Here is an 18902-nt window from a genome sequence, read left to right as displayed (position 1 = left end):
CGCCGATCAGCCTTAACCGGCCGGGTAGAGTTGCTTCGCCAGCGCGTAGCTCAATCGCGCCGCCTGGCATTCGCCGCCTTCCGGGCGGCCGGGTTTGGTTGTGGGGTTCCAGCCATAGATGTCGAAATGGGCGTAGGACTGCGTGCGTTCGACGAAGCGGTTGAGGAAGAGCGCCGCCGTGATGGAGCCGGCCATGCCGCCGCTCGAAACATGGTTCACATCGGCGATCTTGGAATCGAGCATGCGGTCATAGGGAGCCCAGAGCGGCAGTCGCCAGACCGGATCGTTCACCGCGAGGCCGATCCGCGCGATCTCGGCGGCGAGCCCTTCGTCATGCGTGTAGAAGGGCGGCAATTCCGGCCCCAGCGCCGTGCGGGCCGCGCCGGTCAGCGTGGCAAAGTCGATGAGCAGCTCCGGCGCCTCCTCGTCGGCGAGCGCCAGCGCATCGGCGAGGATCAGCCGCCCCTCCGCATCGGTGTTGCCGATCTCCACGGTGAGGCCCTTGCGGCTGGGCAGGATGTCGCCGGGGCGGAAGGCCGAGCCGGAGATCGCGTTCTCGACCGCCGGCACCAGCAATCGCAGGCGCACGGGCAGCTTCGCCAGCATGATCATCCGGGCGGCGGCGATGGCGGCGGCCGCCCCGCCCATATCCTTCTTCATCAGCAGCATGGCGGCCGCGGGCTTGATGTCGAGCCCGCCGGTGTCGAAGGCGACGCCCTTGCCGACGAGCGTGACCTTCGGATGGGCCGGATCGCCCCAGACCAGATCGATGAGGCGCGGCGCCCGTGGCGAGGCCCGGCCGACCGCATGGATCATCGGCAGGTTCTCGGCGATCAACTCGTCGCCGGCGATGCTGGTGACGCTCGCGCCGCATTCGGCCGCGAGCACCTGGATCGCCGCCTCGATCTCGTCGGGGCCCATGTCGTTGGCCGGCGTGTTGACGAGGTCACGCGCCAGCATCGCCGATTCGGCGATCAGGCTGATCTCCGCCCCGTCCACGCCCGCGGGCAGGACGAGCCGGGCCTTCGCCGGCGCAGGCTTGCGGTAGCGGTCGAAACGGTAGCCCTGCAGCAGCCAGCCGAGCGTGGCCAGGTCGGGATCGTCGATCTCTCCCGCGAGCGCATAGTCCCCCGCCGGCAATTGCGCCGCCAGCCGCGCGGGCGCGAAGGGATCGCGGTTGCGGCCCGGGCTGTCGAGGCCGAGCAGCACGGCGGCGAGCCGCCCTTGGGCATCCGGCAGGAAGCAATGCTGCCCCGTCCGCGCCGTGAAGCCCTGCGCCAGCGCGAAGCTGCGCTGCTCGGATGTCAGGCGTTCCTGAAGATCGGGCCAGCCCGGCGCGGAAACGGCATGAACGGGGATCGCGGCGGCGGCGGCGGAGGTCAGGAGGCTGTGCACGGGCGGGAACCGGTTTCGGGGCGGCGGGAGTGGCTGGTTAACAATGCATTAGGGTTAACGCTTTATCACCGGAGCGACCAGACGAACCCATCAGGACGTAAGTCCGCGAGGCTATCCGGCCCATGTCGCAAACACAGCCCGCTTCCCGCCCTCCGTTCCCGCGTCGCCGGCGTGCCGGTCTCGGTTTCGCCGTTGGCCTTGCGGCGCTGGCGCTCGCCGGCTGCCAGAGCCGCGGCGGCCCTGGCGACATCACCGGCTCGATCGGCCGCAGCCAGCCGGCTCAGCCGCGCACAGCCTCCGACTGGCAGGCCGAGCGCGACAGTTGGGCCAGGCGCTACGACGCCAATCCGAAGGACCGTGACGCGGCGTTCTACTATGCCCGTGCCTTGCGCGCCTCCGAACAACATGCCCAGGCCCTCGCCGTTCTGCAGAACGCGGTGCTCGTGCATCAGGACGATCGCGAACTGCTCGGGGCCTATGGCCGTTCGCTCGCCGACAATGGCCGCCTGCGCGAGGCCGACGAAGTGCTCTCCCGCGCGCATTCGCCGGAGCGGCCGGATTGGCGCATCCTCTCGGCCCAGGGCACCGTCGCCGACCAGCTCGGCGAGCACGACCGGGCGCAGCAGCTCTACCAGACCGCATTGAAGCTCGTGCCGAACGAGCCGACGGTGATGTCCAATCTCGGCCTCTCGCTGGCGCTGTCGCGGAACCTGCCGGAGGCGGAGCGCGTCCTGCGCCAGGCGGCGGCTACGCCCGCGGCCGATGCGCGCGTCCGCCAGAATCTGGTTCTCGTCCTCGGGCTGCAGGGCCGCTTCGGCGAGGCGGAGACGCTCGCCCGCCAGGACCAGAGCCCGGCGGAAGCGGCGGCGGCCATCGCCTATCTCAAGCGCAGCGTCAGCCAGCAGAACAGTTGGGAGCTGCTGAAGGGAAAAGCCCGCGTGCAACCGGCGCCGAAGCCGCCCTTGGCGCGAGGGCCGGGCGCGGCCAGCACACAGGATCAAGGCTGACCCTGTCGAGGAGGACGCCGGCGATCGGCCGACTATGAGCGTGGCCCGATCAGGGCCAGCTAATGAAGACTGAACAAGGGTGATGAAGCCGCCGCCGCGCCGAGTTCGTTGGCGCTCGCCTGCAGCCAGGGGGCAATCTCGGCCATCCGTTCCCGGGTCATCCGGATCGTCGGGCCTGCTACGCTGATCGTTCCGACCGGATGCCCGACGCCGCGCTTGCGGATCGCGGTGGCCATGGCTGATGTGCCGACCTCGTAGGCCTCGGTCACGCAGGCGTAGCCGAGCCTGCGCGTCTGCTCGATTTGCTCGAGCAGCTGATCGATCGTACGCGGCGCGTTGGGCCCCAGATCCGGCCGATGCAAGCCTTGTCTTTCGACCACCATCCGCAGCTGCGCATCGTCGAGGCTCGCGAGCCAGGCCTGCCCGTTCGCGGTGGCGGCAAGATAGACTTCGGTCTCGGTATGGGGGACGTAGAACAGTCCGCTTTGCGCGCTCTGGGATTTGGCGACCCAGGTCAGATGGTCGCTTTCGACGACCGCGAGCCTCACCAATTCCCCCGTTCGCTTGGCGAGGTCGTCGAGAATGGGCTGGACGAGGTCGGTGATGCCGCTGGTTCCGAGATAGGCGAGCCCCAGCGCCGCGAGCTTGACGCTGAGACGCACCGCGCCATCGGGCGAGCGGAAGACGAAGCCGCCTTCGACGAGCCCCTGAACCGTCCGCTCGGCTGCGGCCTGTGGAATCTTCAGCAGTTGCGCCAGTTCGCGCGGGGCAAGGCCGTTCGGATACTGCGCCAATGTTTCAAGCATGCCGAGAGCCCGGATTCGACTGGACATGTCAGTGCGCCGTCCCGGGGAACAAGGGCAGTTCCTCGCTGGCCTTGGCGATCGCCTCCGCCGTTTCGCGCAGCGGCGGCAGGATGCGATCCATCGCTTCGCTCGTCATGCGGATGACGGGGCCGGCAACGCTGATCGTGCCGATCGGGCGTTTCGAGCGCTCGCTGAAAGCCGCGACGGCGATGGCCGCGGTTCCTGGCTCGTAGGTTTCGAAGATCTTGGCGTAGCCCAGTTCCCGCGCGGTCTCGACGAAGCCCAGCAGCTCGCGCATCGTCCGCGGCGCGTTGGGGCCGTATCCCTCGCGCTTCAGGCCCTGCCGGGCCGCCAATTGCAGCGCCTCGTCCTCGTCCAGGCAGGACAACCAGGCATGGCCGTTCGAAGTCGCGGCCAGATAGACCTCGGCGCCTTCATCGGGGTTGTAGAGCAGCCCGCGCCGCGCACCTTGCGCCTTCGCGACGCGGATCAGTTTCTCGTCGTGGATCACGGCCAGCGTCACCAGCTCGCCGGTCTTGTCGGCGAGTTGGTCGAGAAGCGGCTGGATCCGGGTGGTCACCCCGGCGGAAGCCAGGTGGCTGAAGCCGAGCGCGACGATCTTGGCCGTCAGCCGATAGGCCCCGCCCTCGAACTCCTGGCGGACATAGCCTTCATCCTTGAGATCGGCGAGCAGCCTATGCGTCGCACTGCGGGGGATCGCCAATGCGTCGGCGATCGCCATCAGCGGCAGGCCGCCGGCGTGGCGCGACAGCATCTCGATAATCGCGATCGCCCGATCCATGGCGCCTCCATTCCAATTGGAAGCTTATTCAAATTGGAACGCAGTGTCACTTCTCTTGACCGCAGTGGAACTATGATATCTATGGAACCAGTTCCACTTTATCGAACGGGCCCGATCCGTGGCGGTAGCCTCCTTCGTCAACGACAAGCGCGATGCTCCAGCCGTGGAGTCGATCACCGGTCGCACGCGCCTCTTCGCCGTGCTCGGCGATCCGGTGGCGCAGGTCATGGCGCCGGCCATGATGAACCGACTCTTCCGCGAGCGGGGCGTGGATGCCGCACTGGTTCCGATGGAGGTGTCGCCGGGCGATCTGGCTGCCGTCGTCGAAGGTCTGAAGCGGATCGGCAATCTCGACGGCTTCCTTGTCACGGTGCCGCACAAGCTCGCGGTCATCAGTCAGGCGGATCGCCTGAGCGAGGCCGCGCGGCTGGCGGGGTCCGTCAATGCGATGCGGCGCGAGGCCGACGGCACATGGTCGGGTGACAATTTCGACGGGGCGGGCTTTGTGCGGGGTCTTCTCGGCGCCGGCCACGCCATCGCGGGCAGGCGCCTCACGCTCGTCGGCGCGGGAGGGGCGGGCGTCGCGATCGCCGCCGCGGTCCTGCAGGCGGGGGCATCGGCAGTGTCGGTCGTCGACATCGATCCGGCGCGGGCAGAAGCGCTCGCGGGCCGTCTTGGCGAGCGCTGGCCGGGTCTTGCGCGGGCCGCAAGCTCCCCCGATCCGGCGAGCGACGTGGTGGTGAACGCCACGCCGCTGGGTTTGCGCGAGGATGATCCGCTGCCCTTCGCGCTGGATGGCCTGCGCGCCGAAGCCATCGTTGCCGACATCATCATGAAGCCGGCGCAGACGCGGCTGCTGCGCGAGGCTGCGGCGCGCGGCCTGCGGACGCATCCCGGACTTCCGATGCTGAACGAGCAGATTCCCCTCTACCGGGAGTTCTTCCGCATCCCCTGAGACACCGACCCCGGCGAAAGACCGGGGCGCCTGGAGGAAACCTTGACGTATCAGTTCGATTTCTCGGTCCTGCTTCCCTATTGGGAGCAGCTGCTGCGCGGCTGCTGGCTGACGATCCTGCTCTCGGCGATCTCGATCTCGGCCGGGCTCACGATCGGCATCCTGACGGCGCTTGCCAAGCGAAGCCGGTTCACGACGGCACGGATCGCGGCCGGCACCTATGTCGAGATCATCCGGAACACGCCGTTCCTGGTGCAGGTCTTCTTCATCTTCTTCGGCCTGCCGGCGCTCGGCATCAGCTTCCAGCCCTGGAGCGCCGCCATCCTGGCGCTGAGCCTCAACTGCGGCGCCTTCTCGGCGGAGGTCATCCGCGGCGGCATCGACGCGATCGCGCGCGGCCAGTACGAGGCCGGCACGGCGCTCGGCCTCAAGCCGCTGCAGATCTTCCGCCACATCGTCCTGAAGCCGGCGCTGCGGATCATCTTCCCGGCTCTGTCCGGCCAGTTCGTGCTGACGCTGCTGACGACCAGCATCGTCTCGTCGATCTCGGCGGAGGAGCTAACCTCGATCGCCCAGTCGATCGATACGCTGACCTTCCGCAGCTTCGAGATCTACATCGTCGCGACGATCCTCTACCTGACGATGTCGTTCGGCTTCGCGACTTTGTTCAAGCTGATCGACCGCGTCTATTTCTCCTATCCGGTGAAGTGAGGGCGCCATGATCAGGCAATTCGGTCTGCCGGAAGCGCTCGCCATCCTCTCGGGTGTGCAGGCGACGATCCTTCTCTCCCTGATCGCCTTCGTCGGCGGCGGTGTCGTCGGGCTCGCGGTTGCGCTGATGCGCACTTCGGAACGGACATGGCTGCAGCGCTGCGCCGGCTTCTATATCGACTTCTTCCAGGGCACGCCGCTGCTGATGCAGCTCTTCCTCGTATTCTACGGGTTGCCGGTGCTCGGCTACAAGGTGAACCCCTGGATCGCCGTCGCCATCGGTTTCACGCTGCATGCCAGCGCCTTCCTCGGAGAGATCTGGCGCGGCAGCATCCAGGCCGTGCCGCGCGGGCAGACCGAGGCCGCCTATGCTCTGGGCCTGAGCTATGCCTCCCGCATGCGCAACGTCGTGCTGCCGCAGGCGATGCGGATCTCCGTCGCGCCGACCGTCGGCTTCATGGTGCAGCTCATCAAGGGCACTTCGCTCGCCGCGATCATCGGCTTCGTCGAATTGTCCCGCGCCGCCCAGATCATCGCCAGCGCGACCTACAAGCCGCTGCTCGCCTATGGCTGCGCGGCGATCGTCTACTTCGTCCTCTGCTTCCCACTTTCACGCCTGAGCATGCGCCTCGAGAAGCGCTTCGCCGTGAAGACCTGACGACCCCTGAAAACAACATCAACCGGAGGAAACACCCATGAACTGGATTCAGACGTTCCGGCGTACGGCGCTGGCTTCGGCCATCGTGCTGGCAGCCGCATCCGCGATGGCCGGAGCCGCTGCGGCGCAGACGGTGGAGTCGATCAAGAAGGGCGGCGTGCTCAAGATCGGCTCGCAGGTCTCCCAGGTGCCCTGGGGCTTCAGTGATGCTTCCGGCAAGCTGACGGGCTTCGACATCGAGCTCGGCGAGATGCTGGCGAAGGATCTCGGCGTGAAGGCCGAGGTCACGCCGGTCACGTCGAGCAACCGCGTCGCCGCGCTGCTGACCGGGCAGGTCGACGTGCTGGCGGCGGTGATGGGCATCTTCGCCGACCGGCAGAAGGTCGTGCTGTTCTCGCGGCCCTACACCACCAACGACACGATCTATATCGGCAAGGCCTCGGCCAACATCAAAGGCTGGAACGACCTGAAGGGCGTCCGGGTCGGTGTTCCGCGCGGCACGCCGCAGGACATCGCCATCACCAAGGCGGCGCCGGCGGGTGCCACCATCCAGCGCTTCGACGACGACGCCGCGACCGTGCAGGCGCTGATCGCGGGACAGGTCGACATGATCGGCGGCGCCGCGACCCAGGTTCCGAACATCGCCCAGGTGGCCGGTCCCGGCAAGTTCGAGCAGAAGTTCATCGTGGCGCGCGCCTATAACGCCTTCGCGGTGCGGCCCGGCTCGCGCGAATGGGCCGATTATCTCAGCGATTTCGTCGCCCGCAAGCTGGCGAGCGGCGAGTTGCCCGCCCTGTACAAGAAGTGGATCGGCGGCGAGCTCGCCGAGATGCCGAAGACGGGCGAGGGCGAAGCCGCGCTCCCGGTTTCGATGGTGCAGTGACCGCGCGCGGGCGGCCTCCCCGCCGCCCGCCACTCTTCGGAATGAGCAAGACCATGTCAGTCAATCCCGATCAACGAAGCCGCGCGAGCGCATCCGCCGACGCCCCGATCATCGAGATCGCGGGCCTGCGGAAATGGTTCGGCACCTTCCAGGTCCTGCAGGACATCGCGCTGACCGTTGCGCGCGGTGAGCGGATCGTCATCTGCGGGCCGTCGGGCTCGGGCAAATCGACGCTGATCCGCTGCGTCAACAGCCTCGAGCGCTATCAGGAAGGACGCCTCATCGTCGACGGATACGATCTCGGCGCCGGGCAGAAGAACATCGACACCGTGCGCGCCGAAGTCGGCATGGTGTTCCAGCAGTTCAACCTCTTTCCCCATCTGACGGTGATGGAGAACTGCATGCTGGCGCCGATGAAGGTGCGCGGCACGCGGAAGAAGGAGGCGCAGGAGCTGGCGATGCGCTTTCTCACCCGCGTGCGGATCGCCGACCAGGCGCTGAAATATCCGGCGCAGCTTTCCGGCGGCCAGCAGCAGCGCGTCGCGATTGCCCGCGCGCTCTGCATGACGCCGAAGATCATGCTGTTCGACGAGCCGACCTCGGCGCTTGACCCCGAGATGGTCAAGGAGGTGCTCGACACCATGGTCGGCCTCGCCGAGGACGGCATGACGATGCTCTGCGTCACCCATGAGATGGGCTTCGCCCGCAAGGTCGCCGACCGCGTGATCTTCATGGATGCCGGACAGATCGTCGAGATGGGCAAGCCTGAGCCCTTCTTCGCGAACCCGCAGAATCCCCGGACGCAAGCCTTCCTCGGGCAGCTCCTGCACTGACGCATCGCAAGCCGCGCGGGCAGTGCCCATCGCCGCAGACGTTTTCCAAAGGGACCCATCATGCTTCCGGGCAAGTTCTACGAAGAGATCCAGATCGGCGACGAACGCCTGACGCCGCGTGTCACCGTCACCGAGGGCCATGTCCTGGCCTATGCCGGCGTCGCCGGCGACTTCTCGCCGATCCATATGGACGAGGTTTATGCCCAGTCGACGGTGTTCGGCGGGCGCATCGCCCATGGGCTGATGGGGTTGTCGCTGACCGACGGCATGAAGGTGCAGTCCGGCTTCTTCCATGACGGCATCGCGCTCGGCTGGAGCTGGAACTTCAAGAAGCCGATCCGGATCGGCGATACCTTGCAGGTGAAGTTCCGCGTCGCCGATATGCGCATTCCGAAGAGCCGCAGCGACATGGGTATCCTGACCATCGCCATCGCGCTCCTCAACCAGCATGGCGAGGTGGTCCAGGAGGGCGAGCACCGGCTGATGGTGCCGCGCAAGCCGGACGCAGGCCAAGCGGAGGCCAACTGATGGCCCGCAACAAGTTCATGAGCGCCGATCAGGCCGTCGGACTGATCAAGGATGGCGACACCGTCGCGCTCGTCGGCGGCGGCGGCGGCCTGATGGAGGCGACGCATACCTTCCGCGCGGTCTCGCGCCGCTTTCTCTCGACCGGCTATCCGCGCCAGCTCACTGTGCTCCATGCGCTTGGGATCGGCGACAAGAAGAGCGAGGGGATGAACCACTTCGCCCATGAGGGGCTGGTCAAGCGCGTCATCGGCGGCCACTGGGTCTGGTCGCCGAAGATGCAGGAGATGGCCCGCGACGAGAAGATCGAGGCCTATGTCCTGCCCAGCGGCTGCGTGATGCAGCTCTATCGCGAGATCGGCGGGCAGCGGCCGGGCCTGTTCACCCATGTTGGCCTCGGCACCTTCGTCGATCCGCGGCACCAGGGCGGCAAGATGAACGCCTCCGCCAAGGAGGATCTGGTCGAGGTGGTCAATCTCGGCGGGCAGGAACTGCTCTGGTACAAATCCTTCCCGATCAATGTCGCGATCATCCGCGGCTCCTTCGGCGATGCCGACGGCAATATCAGCCTCGACCAGGAGGCCGCGAATGTCGATGTCTATGCGGCGGCCCTCGCGGCGCATAATTCCGGTGGCATCGTCATCGCGCAGGTCCGCACGGCGGTGGATGTGAACTCGCTTCCGGCGCGATCGGTCCGGGTTCCCGGCGCCATCGTCGACGCAGTGGTGGTCGATCCCGACCAGCGCATGAGCTACGACCTGCCCTATGATCCGCTGATCTCCGGCGAGCGCCGCGGGCCCACCCCGCTCGATCCGCCTGAGCCGCTCAACATTCGTTCGCTGATCGCCCGGCGCGCCTACCAGGAATTGACCGAGGGCGACGTCATCAATTTCGGCGTCGGCATCGGTGAGGGTGTCGCCAAGATGGTCGCGGAACGCGGCGAGGTCGGGCGCTATTACCAGACCATCGAGCACGGCACCTATGGTGGCTCGCTGCTCGTCGGGCTGCTCTTCGGCTTCGCGCGCAGCGCCTCGGCGATGATCGACGGCCCCTCGCAGTTCGACTTCTACGCCGGCGGCGGGCTCGATACCGCCTTCCTCGGCTTCGGCGAATTGGACGAGGCGGGGGACGTCAACGTCTCGAAGCTCGGCGGTCTCACCGTTGGGCCGGGCGGCTTCATGGACATCGCCCAGAACGCGAAGAAGGTCGTGTTCTGCGGAACCTTCGATACCAAGGGCAGCAAGCTTCAGCTCGGTGACGGCAAGCTGACGATCGCACAGCACGGCCATGTGCAAAAACTTGTCGGCAAGGTCGAGCAGATCACCTATTCCGGCAAACAGGCGCTGAAGCGCGGCCACAAGGCGGTGTTCGTGACGGAGCGGGCTGTCTTCAACCTCGAAAACGAGGGGCTCGTCCTGAGCGAAGTCGCGCCCGGCGTCGATATCCGCCGCGACATCCTCGAGCGGATGGACTTCATGCCGCTCATTCCCCGCGATCCGCAGCTCATGGACAGCGCGATCTTCACCGACTGAACCGGCCTTTGATCCGTTCCGAGGACATCATGGACTATCGCAATCTCGGCCGCAGCGGCCTCAAAGTATCGCGCATCGCCCTAGGCTGCATGAGTTATGGCGACCCGACCCGCGGCAACCATAGCTGGGTGATGGGCGAGGAGGAGGGGCGCCCCTTCATCCGCAAGGCGCTGGAAGCCGGCATCAACTTCTTCGACACGGCGAATGTCTATTCGGACGGCGCCAGCGAGGAGGTGCTCGGCCGCGCCATCCGCGACTTCACGACGCGCGAGGCGGTCGTCATTGCCACCAAGGTCTATGGCCGGATGCGTCCCGACGCGAACGGCCAGGGCCTATCGCGCAAGGCGATCTTCTCCGAGATCGACGCCAGCCTGAAGCGCCTCGGCACCGACTATGTCGATCTCTACCAGATCCATCGCTGGGATTATGAGACGCCGATCGAGGAGACGCTGGAGGCGCTGAGCGACGTCGTGAAGGCGGGCAAGGCGCGCTATCTCGGCGCGTCCTCCATGCATGCCTGGCAATTCATGAAGGCGTTGGGCTTGCAGCGCCAGCATGGCTGGGCGCCGTTCGTTTCGATGCAGAACCATCTGAACCTCCTTTACCGTGAGGAGGAGCGCGAGATGCTGCCGCTCTGCCGCTCCGAGGGCATCGGCGTGGTGCCGTGGTCGCCGCTGGCGCGCGGCCGGCTGACGCGGCCCTGGCAGGACGAGCCGGCGACGGCGCGTGCCGCGGCCGATGAGGTCGGCAAGGGCTTTTACGACAAGTCAAAGAGCGCCGACCGTGCCGTGGTCGACCGGGTGGGGGACATCGCAGAACAGCGCGGGGTTCCGCGCGCCCAGATCGCGCTGGCCTGGCTGCTGCACAAGAACGGCGTCACGGCGCCTCTGATCGGCGCCACCAAGATGGCGCAGCTCGACGATGCGCTGGCGGCGCTGCCTTTGAGGCTCTCCGAGACGGATATCGCCGCCCTGGAGGAGCCCTATGTCGCCCATGAGCTTTCGGGTTTCGCTTAGGTCAGGGACCGTGCCTTCGGTCACGCGATCATAAAAGCGACCTCCGCGAGGCGGGTATGCCAATCGCGGTCGTCCAACGCCTTGGCGGGCCTCAAGCCGGCGCGATGACCACGGCCTCGCAGGAGCCCGCGGACGCAGCCGGCCGATGCTCGACGCCGTGCGGAATTACGATGAACTCGCCTTCGCGCACGGTTTCCTCGCGATCGCGGAACTCCATGAGCAGGGTGCCCCTGTGCACGAAGACGAGCTTGTCGTCGTTCAGCTCGAAGCGCCAGGCCGAGGGGGACTCGATGCGGACGAGCTTGATCGCCATTCCGTTGATGCGGCCGGGGACGATGGCCTCGCCGGAGGTCGGCAGCCCCGCGAAGGAGGCGGCGAGGTTGTTCTTGCTGAACGGCGAGAGATGGTTGTTCAGCCGCGCGACGTCGCGGATGATGGCGGAGAGCTGGTCGGGCACGCACTTGCTGCCGGCGGGGTACTTGCCGTCAAGAGCGGCAGTGCCGATGGTGAAGCCGGCTGCACCAGCCTCCTTCACGATGGCGATGCGCTCGGGCGTGTCGATCGACCCGGCGATGTAGACCGGCTTCGAGACCGCCTTACAGACCGCCATCATCAGAGCTGGAACGTCGCCCTTGGAGCGATAGGCGAGGAGATCGAGCCCATGCACGCCGTCGCGCGCGGCGAGCGACCTCGCGCTGTCGACGATCTCCTCGATGCTGCCTTCCAGCACGCTTGGGTGGCCGACGATGCGCCCAGGGAAGGGGCAGTATTGGATCGACGAGCCTGCAATGATCGGCAGCACATCCTCGGCGTGAGTGCCGCCGAGCAGCATGTCGACACCGATGTCGAGGGCGGCCCTGGCCGATGCGGTCTCGCTGTCGCGGTCGAGCGAGACGACCTCGAGATAGGAGGTCGCTCCCCCCGCCTTGATCGCAGCGTTCAGTGCCTTGAGCTGCGAGATCGGGAGACCGATATCCTTGAAGCCGATATGGCGGACGCCGAGGCTGAGCGCAGTCTGCAGCTGCTGCGCGGCGTCCTCGACCGTGCGGTCGTTGCGCGTCAGCATGAAGATGAAGCGAAGTCCCATGACGCTGCCTTTCAGATGCGGCTGTTCGTGGCCCCGCATGGCGAGAGGCGTTCGTCTCCATCGAGCGAATATTTGTGGAGTGGCCTCATGAGATTGCCGATTTGACCGCTGCCTGTGTGCGATAATTCAGCCCGAGTCGACGGAAGATCTGCAAACCGAGCCCGACCAGTGTCGAAAAAGCAGCTCTGCTTTTGCCGATGCCCCGGCCGACCGGAGGCGTCGGCATAGTCCGTGCGATCGATGCTGTGTCCCGTTGCGAGCTTACGAGCGATCCGCATCGAGGATCAATCGCTTCCGCTCAACACCGACACCCCATGTTCGCCGTCCGATTGGGAAAACCGTTCGGCGATATCTGCTATACCGGTGGTGGCGAAGTCGCACGGTACCTGGCGCGGCATGGCGGACTGGCAGGCCCGCCAGCATGCCGAGGGCGGCCGGGTCCGCGGGAAGCAGGACGATGGGGCCACTGACGACGTGGACCTCGGATCGAAGCGGATCGACGCCCGATTGCGAAGCCAGCCGCGGTCCGTCGAGCGCGGTTTCTGCTGCGCTTACTGCGCGCCTTTGGTCGTTTTCGTATGGCCGTCAAGCTGGGAGCCGGCTGCGTTCAGGATCCGGCGCGCCAGCGTTTCGTCGTTGACCGTCCTCGACAGCAGGACCGCACCGACCATCATCGACAGTTTTGCCAGAAGCGCATCGCTGTTCTCCTCACCGGACAGGCTTGCGATCATGTCGAGGTTCGCGCGGATGCCGGCTTCGAACTCGGCCTTCACCTCCGGGCCCTGCCGGGCCGCGTCGGATGCGAGCGCGACGAACGCGCATCCTTCGGCGCGCTCCGCGACGTGCTCCGGGCTGAGGTAGAACTCCGCCACGGCCGAGAGCGGGTCGTCCGGGCGAGAGGCGGCTGCGGACGACCAGCGCTCGGCCGAACTGGCGATCGCTCGCCGCGATGCCAGCGCTGTCAATTCATCCTTCGAGGCGAACTGCTTGTAGAAGCCGCCCTGCGTCAGGCCGGCTCCGGCCATCAGGTCCTTGAGGCCAATGCCGTCGAAGCCGTGCTCGCGAAAGAGCCGGCTCGCCGTCTCGATCACCCGCTCCCTGTTCTGTGCCGCTTGCTCTCGGGAGACCCGCATGCCGTGCTCCAAAAAATTAGATTGCGTTCACACTCTATAACCGTCATAGATGTCGGACGCAATCTATTTGGTAAGCATCATGACAAGGAAATCCCGGTTCGCCCTGCTCGCAGTCGGGGGCATCGTGGTCGCCGCCGGGATCGGGGGCGCCGTTATGCTGATCGGGCACAAAGCCGCTCCTTTGGCGGCTGTCGACTCCCGGCAGGAACCGCCGATCGTGCGCGTGTCGACGGCAAGCCCGGTCACAGGCGCCGACCGGCGCTTTACGGGCGTCATTGCGGCACGCGTCCAGAGCAATCTCGGCTTTCGCGTCCCGGGCAAGGTCGTCGAACGGCTGGTCAATATCGGCCAGTCCGTGAAGGCGGGACAGCCGCTGCTGCGGGTTGACGAGACCGATCTGCGGTTGGCGCTCACCGCCAAGCGCAACGCGGCCATCGCCGCCCGGGCCGTGCTGACGCAGGCGACGGCCGACGAGGCGCGCTACGCGGTGCTCGTGAAGAACGGATTCGCCGCCAGCCCCCAGCGCTATGAGCAGGCGAAGGCCGCGCTCGACACCGCCAAGGCCCAGGCCGCCGCGGCAGAAGCCGAGGCGAATGTCGCGGAAAACGAACTCAACTATGCCGTGCTGGTCGCCGACGCGGACGGGATCATCGTCGAGACCCTGGCGGAGCCCGGGCAGGTCGTCGCGTCAGGGCAGGTGGTCGCCCGCCTCGCGCAGACGGGCCCCCGAGAGGCGTTGGTGGTCCTGCCCGAAACGGTCAGGCCCCCGATCGGCTCCGCCGCGCAGGCGACGCTCTACGGCGTCGCGGGGCGCAGCTTCCGCGCCACTCTGCGCCAGCTGTCCGACTCGGCCGATCCGCAGACCCGGACCTATGAGGCTCGCTATGTCCTCGAAAGCGAGGCTGCGCTGGCGCCTTTGGGCGCGACCGTTACGGTCCGCTTGTCCGATATAGCGACTGACGCCGAGACGGAGATTCCGCTCGGAGCAGTTCTCGACGACGGACAGAAGACCGGCGTCTGGCTTCTCGACGATGCGGGCTCCGCCGTGACGTTCCAACCCGTGCGTCTCGTTCGCGTCACAAGCGAAACGGCGGTCGTCTCGGGGCTGCAGGCCGGCCGCCAGATCGTGTCGCTCGGGGCGCATCTCCTGCGCGAAGGCCAGCCGGTCCGGACTTCCTCGAACGTCAAGGCGGTCTCGCGATGAGCTTCAATCTCTCGGCCATCGCGGTCCGCGAACGCGCCGTCACCCTCTTCACGATCCTCCTGCTCGTCGCGGCTGGCGCCTACGCCTTCGTCAAGCTCGGGCGTGCCGAGGATCCGAGCTTCACCATCAAGACGCTGACGGTCACCTCCGTGTGGCCTGGCGCGACGGCCCGCGAGATGCAGGACCTTGTCGCCGAGCCGCTGGAGAAGCGGCTGCAGGAGCTCGCCTGGTACGACCGCGTCGAGACGACGACACGACCGGGCTATGCCTACCTCACGGTCAACCTGAAGGACGCCACGCCGCCTTCCAAGGTGCAGGAGGAGTTCTATCAGGCGAGGAAGAAGCTCGCCGACGAGGCGCGCAACCTGCCGCCCGGCGTGCTCGGTCCCTTCGTCAACGACGAGTATTCCGACGTCAGCTTCGCGCTCTATGCGCTGAAGGCGCAGGGTCTGCCCATGCGGGAGCTGGCGCGGCAAGCCGAAACCATTCGGCAGGATCTCCTGCACGTTCCCGGCGTCAAGAAGGTCAACATCCTCGGCGAGCGCCCCCAGCAGATCTTCGTCGAGTTTTCCTATGCGAAGCTCGCGACGCTGGGCGTTTCCGCCCAGGACATCGTCACCGCCCTGCAGCGTCAGAATACGGTCACGGCGGCGGGCTCGGTCGACACCAAGGGCCCGCGCGTCTTCATCCGGGTCGACGGCGCCTATGAGGGCGTCCAGGCCATCGCCGACACGCCGATCGTCGCCGGAGGCCGGACCCTCAAGCTGTCCGATATCGCGGATGTCCGCCGTGGCTACGAGGATCCGCCGAGCTTCATCATCCGGCATCAGGGCGAGCCCAGTCTCATGCTTGCCGCAGTGATGCAGAACGGCTGGAATGGGCTGACGCTCGGGAAGGATCTCGAGAACAAGACCGCCGCGATCGGCCGGACATTGCCGCTCGGCATGTCGCTCGAAAAGGTAACGGACCAGGCCGTCAACATTGCCGGGTCCGTCGACGAGTTCATGATGAAGTTCGCGATGGCGCTCGGCGTGGTGCTGCTCGTCAGCCTGCTCAGCCTCGGCTGGCGCGTCGGGATCGTGGTCGCAGCGGCGATCCCCATCACGCTCGCGGCCGTGTTTTTCATCATGCTGGAGACCGGCCGGTTCTTCGACCGCATCACGCTCGGCGCGCTGATCCTGGCGCTCGGCCTCCTCGTCGACGACGCCATCATCGCCATCGAGGTCATGGTCGTGAAGATGGAAGAGGGCATGGACCGCATCAAGGCGGCCGCCTATGCCTGGAGCCATACTGCCGCGCCCATGCTCTCGGGCACGCTGGTGACGATCGCCGGCTTCCTGCCCGTCGGCTTCGCCTCTTCCACGGCCGGCGAATACGCCGGCAACATCTTCTGGGTGGTCGGCTTCGCGCTGATCGTGTCCTGGATCGTGGCGGTGGTGTTCACGCCCTATCTCGGCGTCAAGATGCTGCCGGAGATCAAGCCGATCGAAGGCGGTACGCACGCGATCTACGACACGCCGAACTATCGGCGTCTGCGGCGGCTCATCACCTTCGCGGTCGACCACAAGTTTCTGACCTGCGCGATCGTCGGCATCGCTTTCGCTCTCTCCGGCGTCGGCATGGGCGGGCTGAAGCAGCAGTTCTTCCCCACCTCCGACCGGCCCGAGGTGCTCGTTGAAATCCGCCTGCCGGAAGGCAGCAGCATCGAGACCACGACCGCCGCAGTCCAAAAGGTCGAGCGCTGGCTCGAACGGCAGCCCGAAGCCAAGATTGTCACCAGCTATGTCGGTCAGGGCGCGCCGCGCTTCTTCCTCGCGCTTTCGCCGGAGCTGCCCGATCCGGCTTTCGCCAAGATCGTCGTGCTGACGCCGGATGCCCATGCGCGTGAAGAGCTCAAGCTTCGGCTGCGAGAGGAGATCTCGAACGGGCTCGCGCCCGAGGCCTATGTCCGCGCCACGCAATTCGTCTTCGGGCCTCCCTCGGTATTCCCCGTCGAGTTCCGCATCGTCGGTCCCGACCCGGCTGAACTCTACAAGATCTCCGAACAGGCCCTGCAGGTCATGCGGGGCATCCCCGATGTCCGGGAAGCGAACCGCGACTGGGGCAACCGCACGCCGGTCCTGCGCTTCGTGCCGGACCAGGACCGCCTCAACCTGATCGGCCTGTCGCCGGCGCAGGTCGGCCAGCAGCTCCAGTTCCTGCTGAGCGGGGTGCCGGTCACACAGGTCCGGGAAGACATCCGCAACGTGCCGGTCATCGCCCGCAGCGCCGGCGCCGAACGTCTCGACCCGACGCGTCTTGCCGACTTCTCCCTGATGAGTCGGGACGGGCGGCAGATCCCCCTCGACCAGATCGGACACTCCGAGATCCGCTACGAGGAGCCGGTGCTGAAGCGGCGCGATCGGATGCCGACGATCACGGTCCGTTCGGAAGTTAACGAGGCGACGCAGCCTCCAGAGGTCTCCAAGCAGGTGCGGGCCGCGCTCCAGCCGCTGATCGACGCGCTGCCGGCCGGCTATCGCATCGACATGGGCGGCTCGATCGAGGAGGCAGCCAAGGCGAACGATGCTCTCGGCAAGATTTTTCCTCTGATGATCGCCGTGACCCTGATCGTCGTCATGGTCCAGGTGCGGTCGTTCTCGATGATGACGATGGTGCTGTTCACAGCCCCGCTCGGCCTGATCGGCGTGGTGCCGACGCTGCTGGCCTTCAACCAGCCCTTCGGCTTCAACGCGATCCTGGGCCTCATCGGGCTGGCGGGCATCCTGATGCGCAACACCTTGATCCTGACCGACCAGATCAAGGAGAACCAGATCGCGGGGCTCGATGACTATCATGCCGTCATCGAAGCGACGGTTCAGCGCACGCGGCCGGTCATCCTGACGGCGCTCGCCGCGGTTCTGGCCTTCATTCCCCTGACCCACTCCGTCTTCTGGGGTTCGATGGCCTATACGCTGATCGGCGGCACGGCGGTCGGGACGGTGCTCATCCTGCTCTTCCTGCCGGCGCTCTATGCTGCGTGGTTCCGGATCAAGCCGACGGTCGCGACCGCCCATGAGGCTGAAGCCGCGCCGAGCGTCGAGACTTCGCCACTCGCCTATGCGCATGCGGCTGAGTAACCATGCGAGACGAGTGACAGTTCGCTCCGGTGTGCGACGTCCGATGGTGCCAACGTGATCGCCACGGCGAGAGGGGGGGCGCGGAGCTGATCGCGGCCGAGCAGAGCCTGTTCGATGCGCGTCGCTCGGCCCGTGACGGCCAGAAGGAGTATTCTGCGCATATCACGCTCAAATGCGCCATCGTCAGGCTCAAATCGAATGGGACAGGCTCATTTTCAGTGAGATCCTACAACGAGGTCTTGCCTGGCCCCGGCGCGCTTACTGCCACTTGAAGACCTGCACCAGCGCCGGGACCAGGATGATGACGAACAGCACCGGCAGGAAGAACAGGATCATCGGCACGGTGAGCTTCGGCGGCAGCGCGGCGGCCTTCTTCTCGGCGGCGTTCATGCGCTGGTCCCGGCTTTCCTGAGCGAGCGTCCTGAGCGCCGTGCCGAGCGGCGTGCCGTAGCGCTCCGCCTGGATCAGGGCGGTCGAGACGGATTTGACGCCCTCGAGCCCCGTTCGCAGCGCCAGGTTCTCATAGGCGAGCCTGCGTTCGGCGAGATAGGAGAGCTCGGCCGTGCACAGCGCGAATTCCTCGGCCAGCGCCACGGACTGGCTGCCGATCTCGGTCGAGACCTTGCGGAAGGCGAGCTCGATCGACATGCCGGATTCGACGCAGATCAGCAGGAGGTCGAGGGCATCGGGAAAGGCCTGGCGCATCGAGGCCTGGCGCTTGCTGATCTGATTGGACAGGAACAGCTCGGGAGCCTTGATGCCGAGATAGGCGGCTGCGATGGCGATGCCGCACCGGACCATGAAAGACTGGCCGAAATCGTTGAGCACGAAGACGTAGAGGAGGGTGAACAGGAAGAGGCCGACCGGGACGGCAAGCCGGAAGAACAGGAAGCCGATCTCCGCCTGCGGACCCCTGTAGCCCGCCATCGAGAGCTGCCGCTTGGCAGTCTCGGTGCCGAGCCAGTCGCCCAGTTTGAACTGTTCGACGATGCGTCGCATATAGGCCTTGGGTTCCTGGCGCAGGCTCACCTTCTCGCCTTGGCGGTTCAGCCTCTCGCGTTCGCGCGCGCGGATCTTGTCCCGTTCGGTCGCGACGTTCTTCATCCGCTTCTGCAGGCTGTTGCCCTCGGTCAGCGGGATCGCGATGGTCAGCACCGTGGCCGCCGCCGCGACGGCGGCCAGCAAGGCCAGCAGGAACTGCGGATCGGTGACTTTGGCGATGATCAGGGACAGCAT

The 18902-nt window shown here is 66.4% G+C and carries 17 protein-coding genes; 11 read left to right on the top strand and 6 right to left on the bottom strand.

Annotated elements, in window-relative coordinates; genetic code table 11:
- Positions 1-12 precede the first annotated feature (12 nt).
- Entirely contained in the window at positions 13-1395 is a 1383-nt protein-coding gene (locus AB6806_RS16890) for a leucyl aminopeptidase family protein (RefSeq protein WP_370954987.1), read from the bottom strand.
- A gap of 122 nt (positions 1396-1517) precedes the next feature.
- Here AB6806_RS16890 and AB6806_RS16885 point away from each other — a divergent pair, with 122 nt between their 5' ends.
- Positions 1518-2402 carry a tetratricopeptide repeat protein gene (locus AB6806_RS16885; protein ID WP_370954986.1) on the top strand — a complete coding sequence of 295 codons (885 nt, stop codon included), beginning with the start codon at positions 1518-1520 and terminating at the stop codon, positions 2400-2402.
- A 59-nt stretch (positions 2403-2461) separates the two neighbouring features.
- On the opposite strand, the gene AB6806_RS16880 is transcribed toward AB6806_RS16885, so the two are convergent.
- On the bottom strand, positions 2462-3235 hold the full coding sequence (locus AB6806_RS16880; protein WP_038364916.1) for an IclR family transcriptional regulator: 774 nt from the start codon (positions 3233-3235) through the stop codon (positions 2462-2464).
- 1 nt (position 3236) lies between these two features.
- On the bottom strand, positions 3237-4010 hold the full coding sequence (locus AB6806_RS16875) for an IclR family transcriptional regulator (RefSeq protein ID WP_038364913.1): 774 nt from the start codon (positions 4008-4010) through the stop codon (positions 3237-3239).
- A 118-nt stretch (positions 4011-4128) separates the two neighbouring features.
- Between AB6806_RS16875 and AB6806_RS16870 the strand changes: the two genes are divergently transcribed.
- Genes AB6806_RS16870 through AB6806_RS16835 form a run of 8 tightly spaced genes read left to right on the top strand, consistent with a single transcriptional unit; the run spans position 4129 to position 11123 of the window.
- Positions 4129-4965, top strand: a complete 837-nt coding sequence (locus AB6806_RS16870; RefSeq protein WP_370954985.1) for a shikimate dehydrogenase family protein — start codon at positions 4129-4131, stop codon at positions 4963-4965.
- Between the two features lie 42 nt (positions 4966-5007).
- Positions 5008-5676 (top strand): amino acid ABC transporter permease, encoded by a 669-nt coding sequence (locus tag AB6806_RS16865; protein ID WP_038364910.1) that lies wholly within the window; start codon positions 5008-5010, stop codon positions 5674-5676.
- Between the two features lie 7 nt (positions 5677-5683).
- Positions 5684-6334: an amino acid ABC transporter permease gene (locus AB6806_RS16860; RefSeq protein WP_051988233.1), complete on the top strand. Its 651-nt coding sequence runs from the start codon at positions 5684-5686 to the stop codon at positions 6332-6334.
- 37 nt (positions 6335-6371) lie between these two features.
- Positions 6372-7217: a transporter substrate-binding domain-containing protein gene (locus AB6806_RS16855; protein WP_038364908.1), complete on the top strand. Its 846-nt coding sequence runs from the start codon at positions 6372-6374 to the stop codon at positions 7215-7217.
- Positions 7218-7270: 53 nt separating this feature from the next.
- Positions 7271-8050: an amino acid ABC transporter ATP-binding protein gene (locus AB6806_RS16850; RefSeq protein WP_370954984.1), complete on the top strand. Its 780-nt coding sequence runs from the start codon at positions 7271-7273 to the stop codon at positions 8048-8050.
- Positions 8051-8110: 60 nt separating this feature from the next.
- On the top strand, positions 8111-8578 hold the full coding sequence (locus AB6806_RS16845; RefSeq protein ID WP_038364906.1) for a MaoC family dehydratase: 468 nt from the start codon (positions 8111-8113) through the stop codon (positions 8576-8578).
- Positions 8578-10107, top strand: a complete 1530-nt coding sequence (locus tag AB6806_RS16840) for an acyl CoA:acetate/3-ketoacid CoA transferase (protein WP_370954983.1) — start codon at positions 8578-8580, stop codon at positions 10105-10107. Before AB6806_RS16845 ends, AB6806_RS16840 begins: the two co-directional genes overlap by 1 nt.
- Positions 10108-10136: 29 nt before the next feature.
- Positions 10137-11123, top strand: coding sequence for an aldo/keto reductase (locus AB6806_RS16835; protein WP_113252775.1), 987 nt, complete (start codon positions 10137-10139; stop codon positions 11121-11123).
- Positions 11124-11214: 91 nt separating this feature from the next.
- Here the strand turns inward: AB6806_RS16835 and AB6806_RS16830 are convergent, their stop codons facing one another.
- Positions 11215-12210, bottom strand: coding sequence for a cupin (locus AB6806_RS16830; RefSeq protein WP_142022419.1), 996 nt, complete (start codon positions 12208-12210; stop codon positions 11215-11217).
- A 551-nt stretch (positions 12211-12761) separates the two neighbouring features.
- On the bottom strand, positions 12762-13343 hold the full coding sequence (locus AB6806_RS16825) for a TetR/AcrR family transcriptional regulator (RefSeq protein ID WP_113252774.1): 582 nt from the start codon (positions 13341-13343) through the stop codon (positions 12762-12764).
- 79 nt (positions 13344-13422) lie between these two features.
- On the opposite strand from AB6806_RS16825, the gene AB6806_RS16820 reads away from it, so the two are divergent.
- Complete coding sequence (locus AB6806_RS16820; protein WP_142022418.1) at positions 13423-14547, top strand: efflux RND transporter periplasmic adaptor subunit; 1125 nt, start codon at positions 13423-13425, stop codon at positions 14545-14547.
- The gene (locus AB6806_RS16815) at positions 14544-17666 is read left to right on the top strand and encodes an efflux RND transporter permease subunit (RefSeq protein ID WP_370954982.1); all 3123 of its coding nucleotides are present in this window, start codon (positions 14544-14546) and stop codon (positions 17664-17666) included. The genes AB6806_RS16820 and AB6806_RS16815 overlap by 4 nt, the downstream gene beginning before the upstream one ends.
- 258 nt (positions 17667-17924) lie before the next feature.
- On the opposite strand, the gene AB6806_RS16810 is transcribed toward AB6806_RS16815, so the two are convergent.
- The gene (locus AB6806_RS16810) at positions 17925-18902 is read right to left on the bottom strand and encodes a type II secretion system F family protein (protein ID WP_112762462.1); all 978 of its coding nucleotides are present in this window, start codon (positions 18900-18902) and stop codon (positions 17925-17927) included.

Origin of the sequence: Allobosea sp. RCC_152_1, assembly GCF_041360765.1 — a bacterium.
GTDB lineage: Bacteria > Pseudomonadota > Alphaproteobacteria > Rhizobiales > Beijerinckiaceae > Allobosea > Allobosea spartocytisi.
This window is presented reverse-complemented; position numbering and strand designations above follow the sequence as displayed.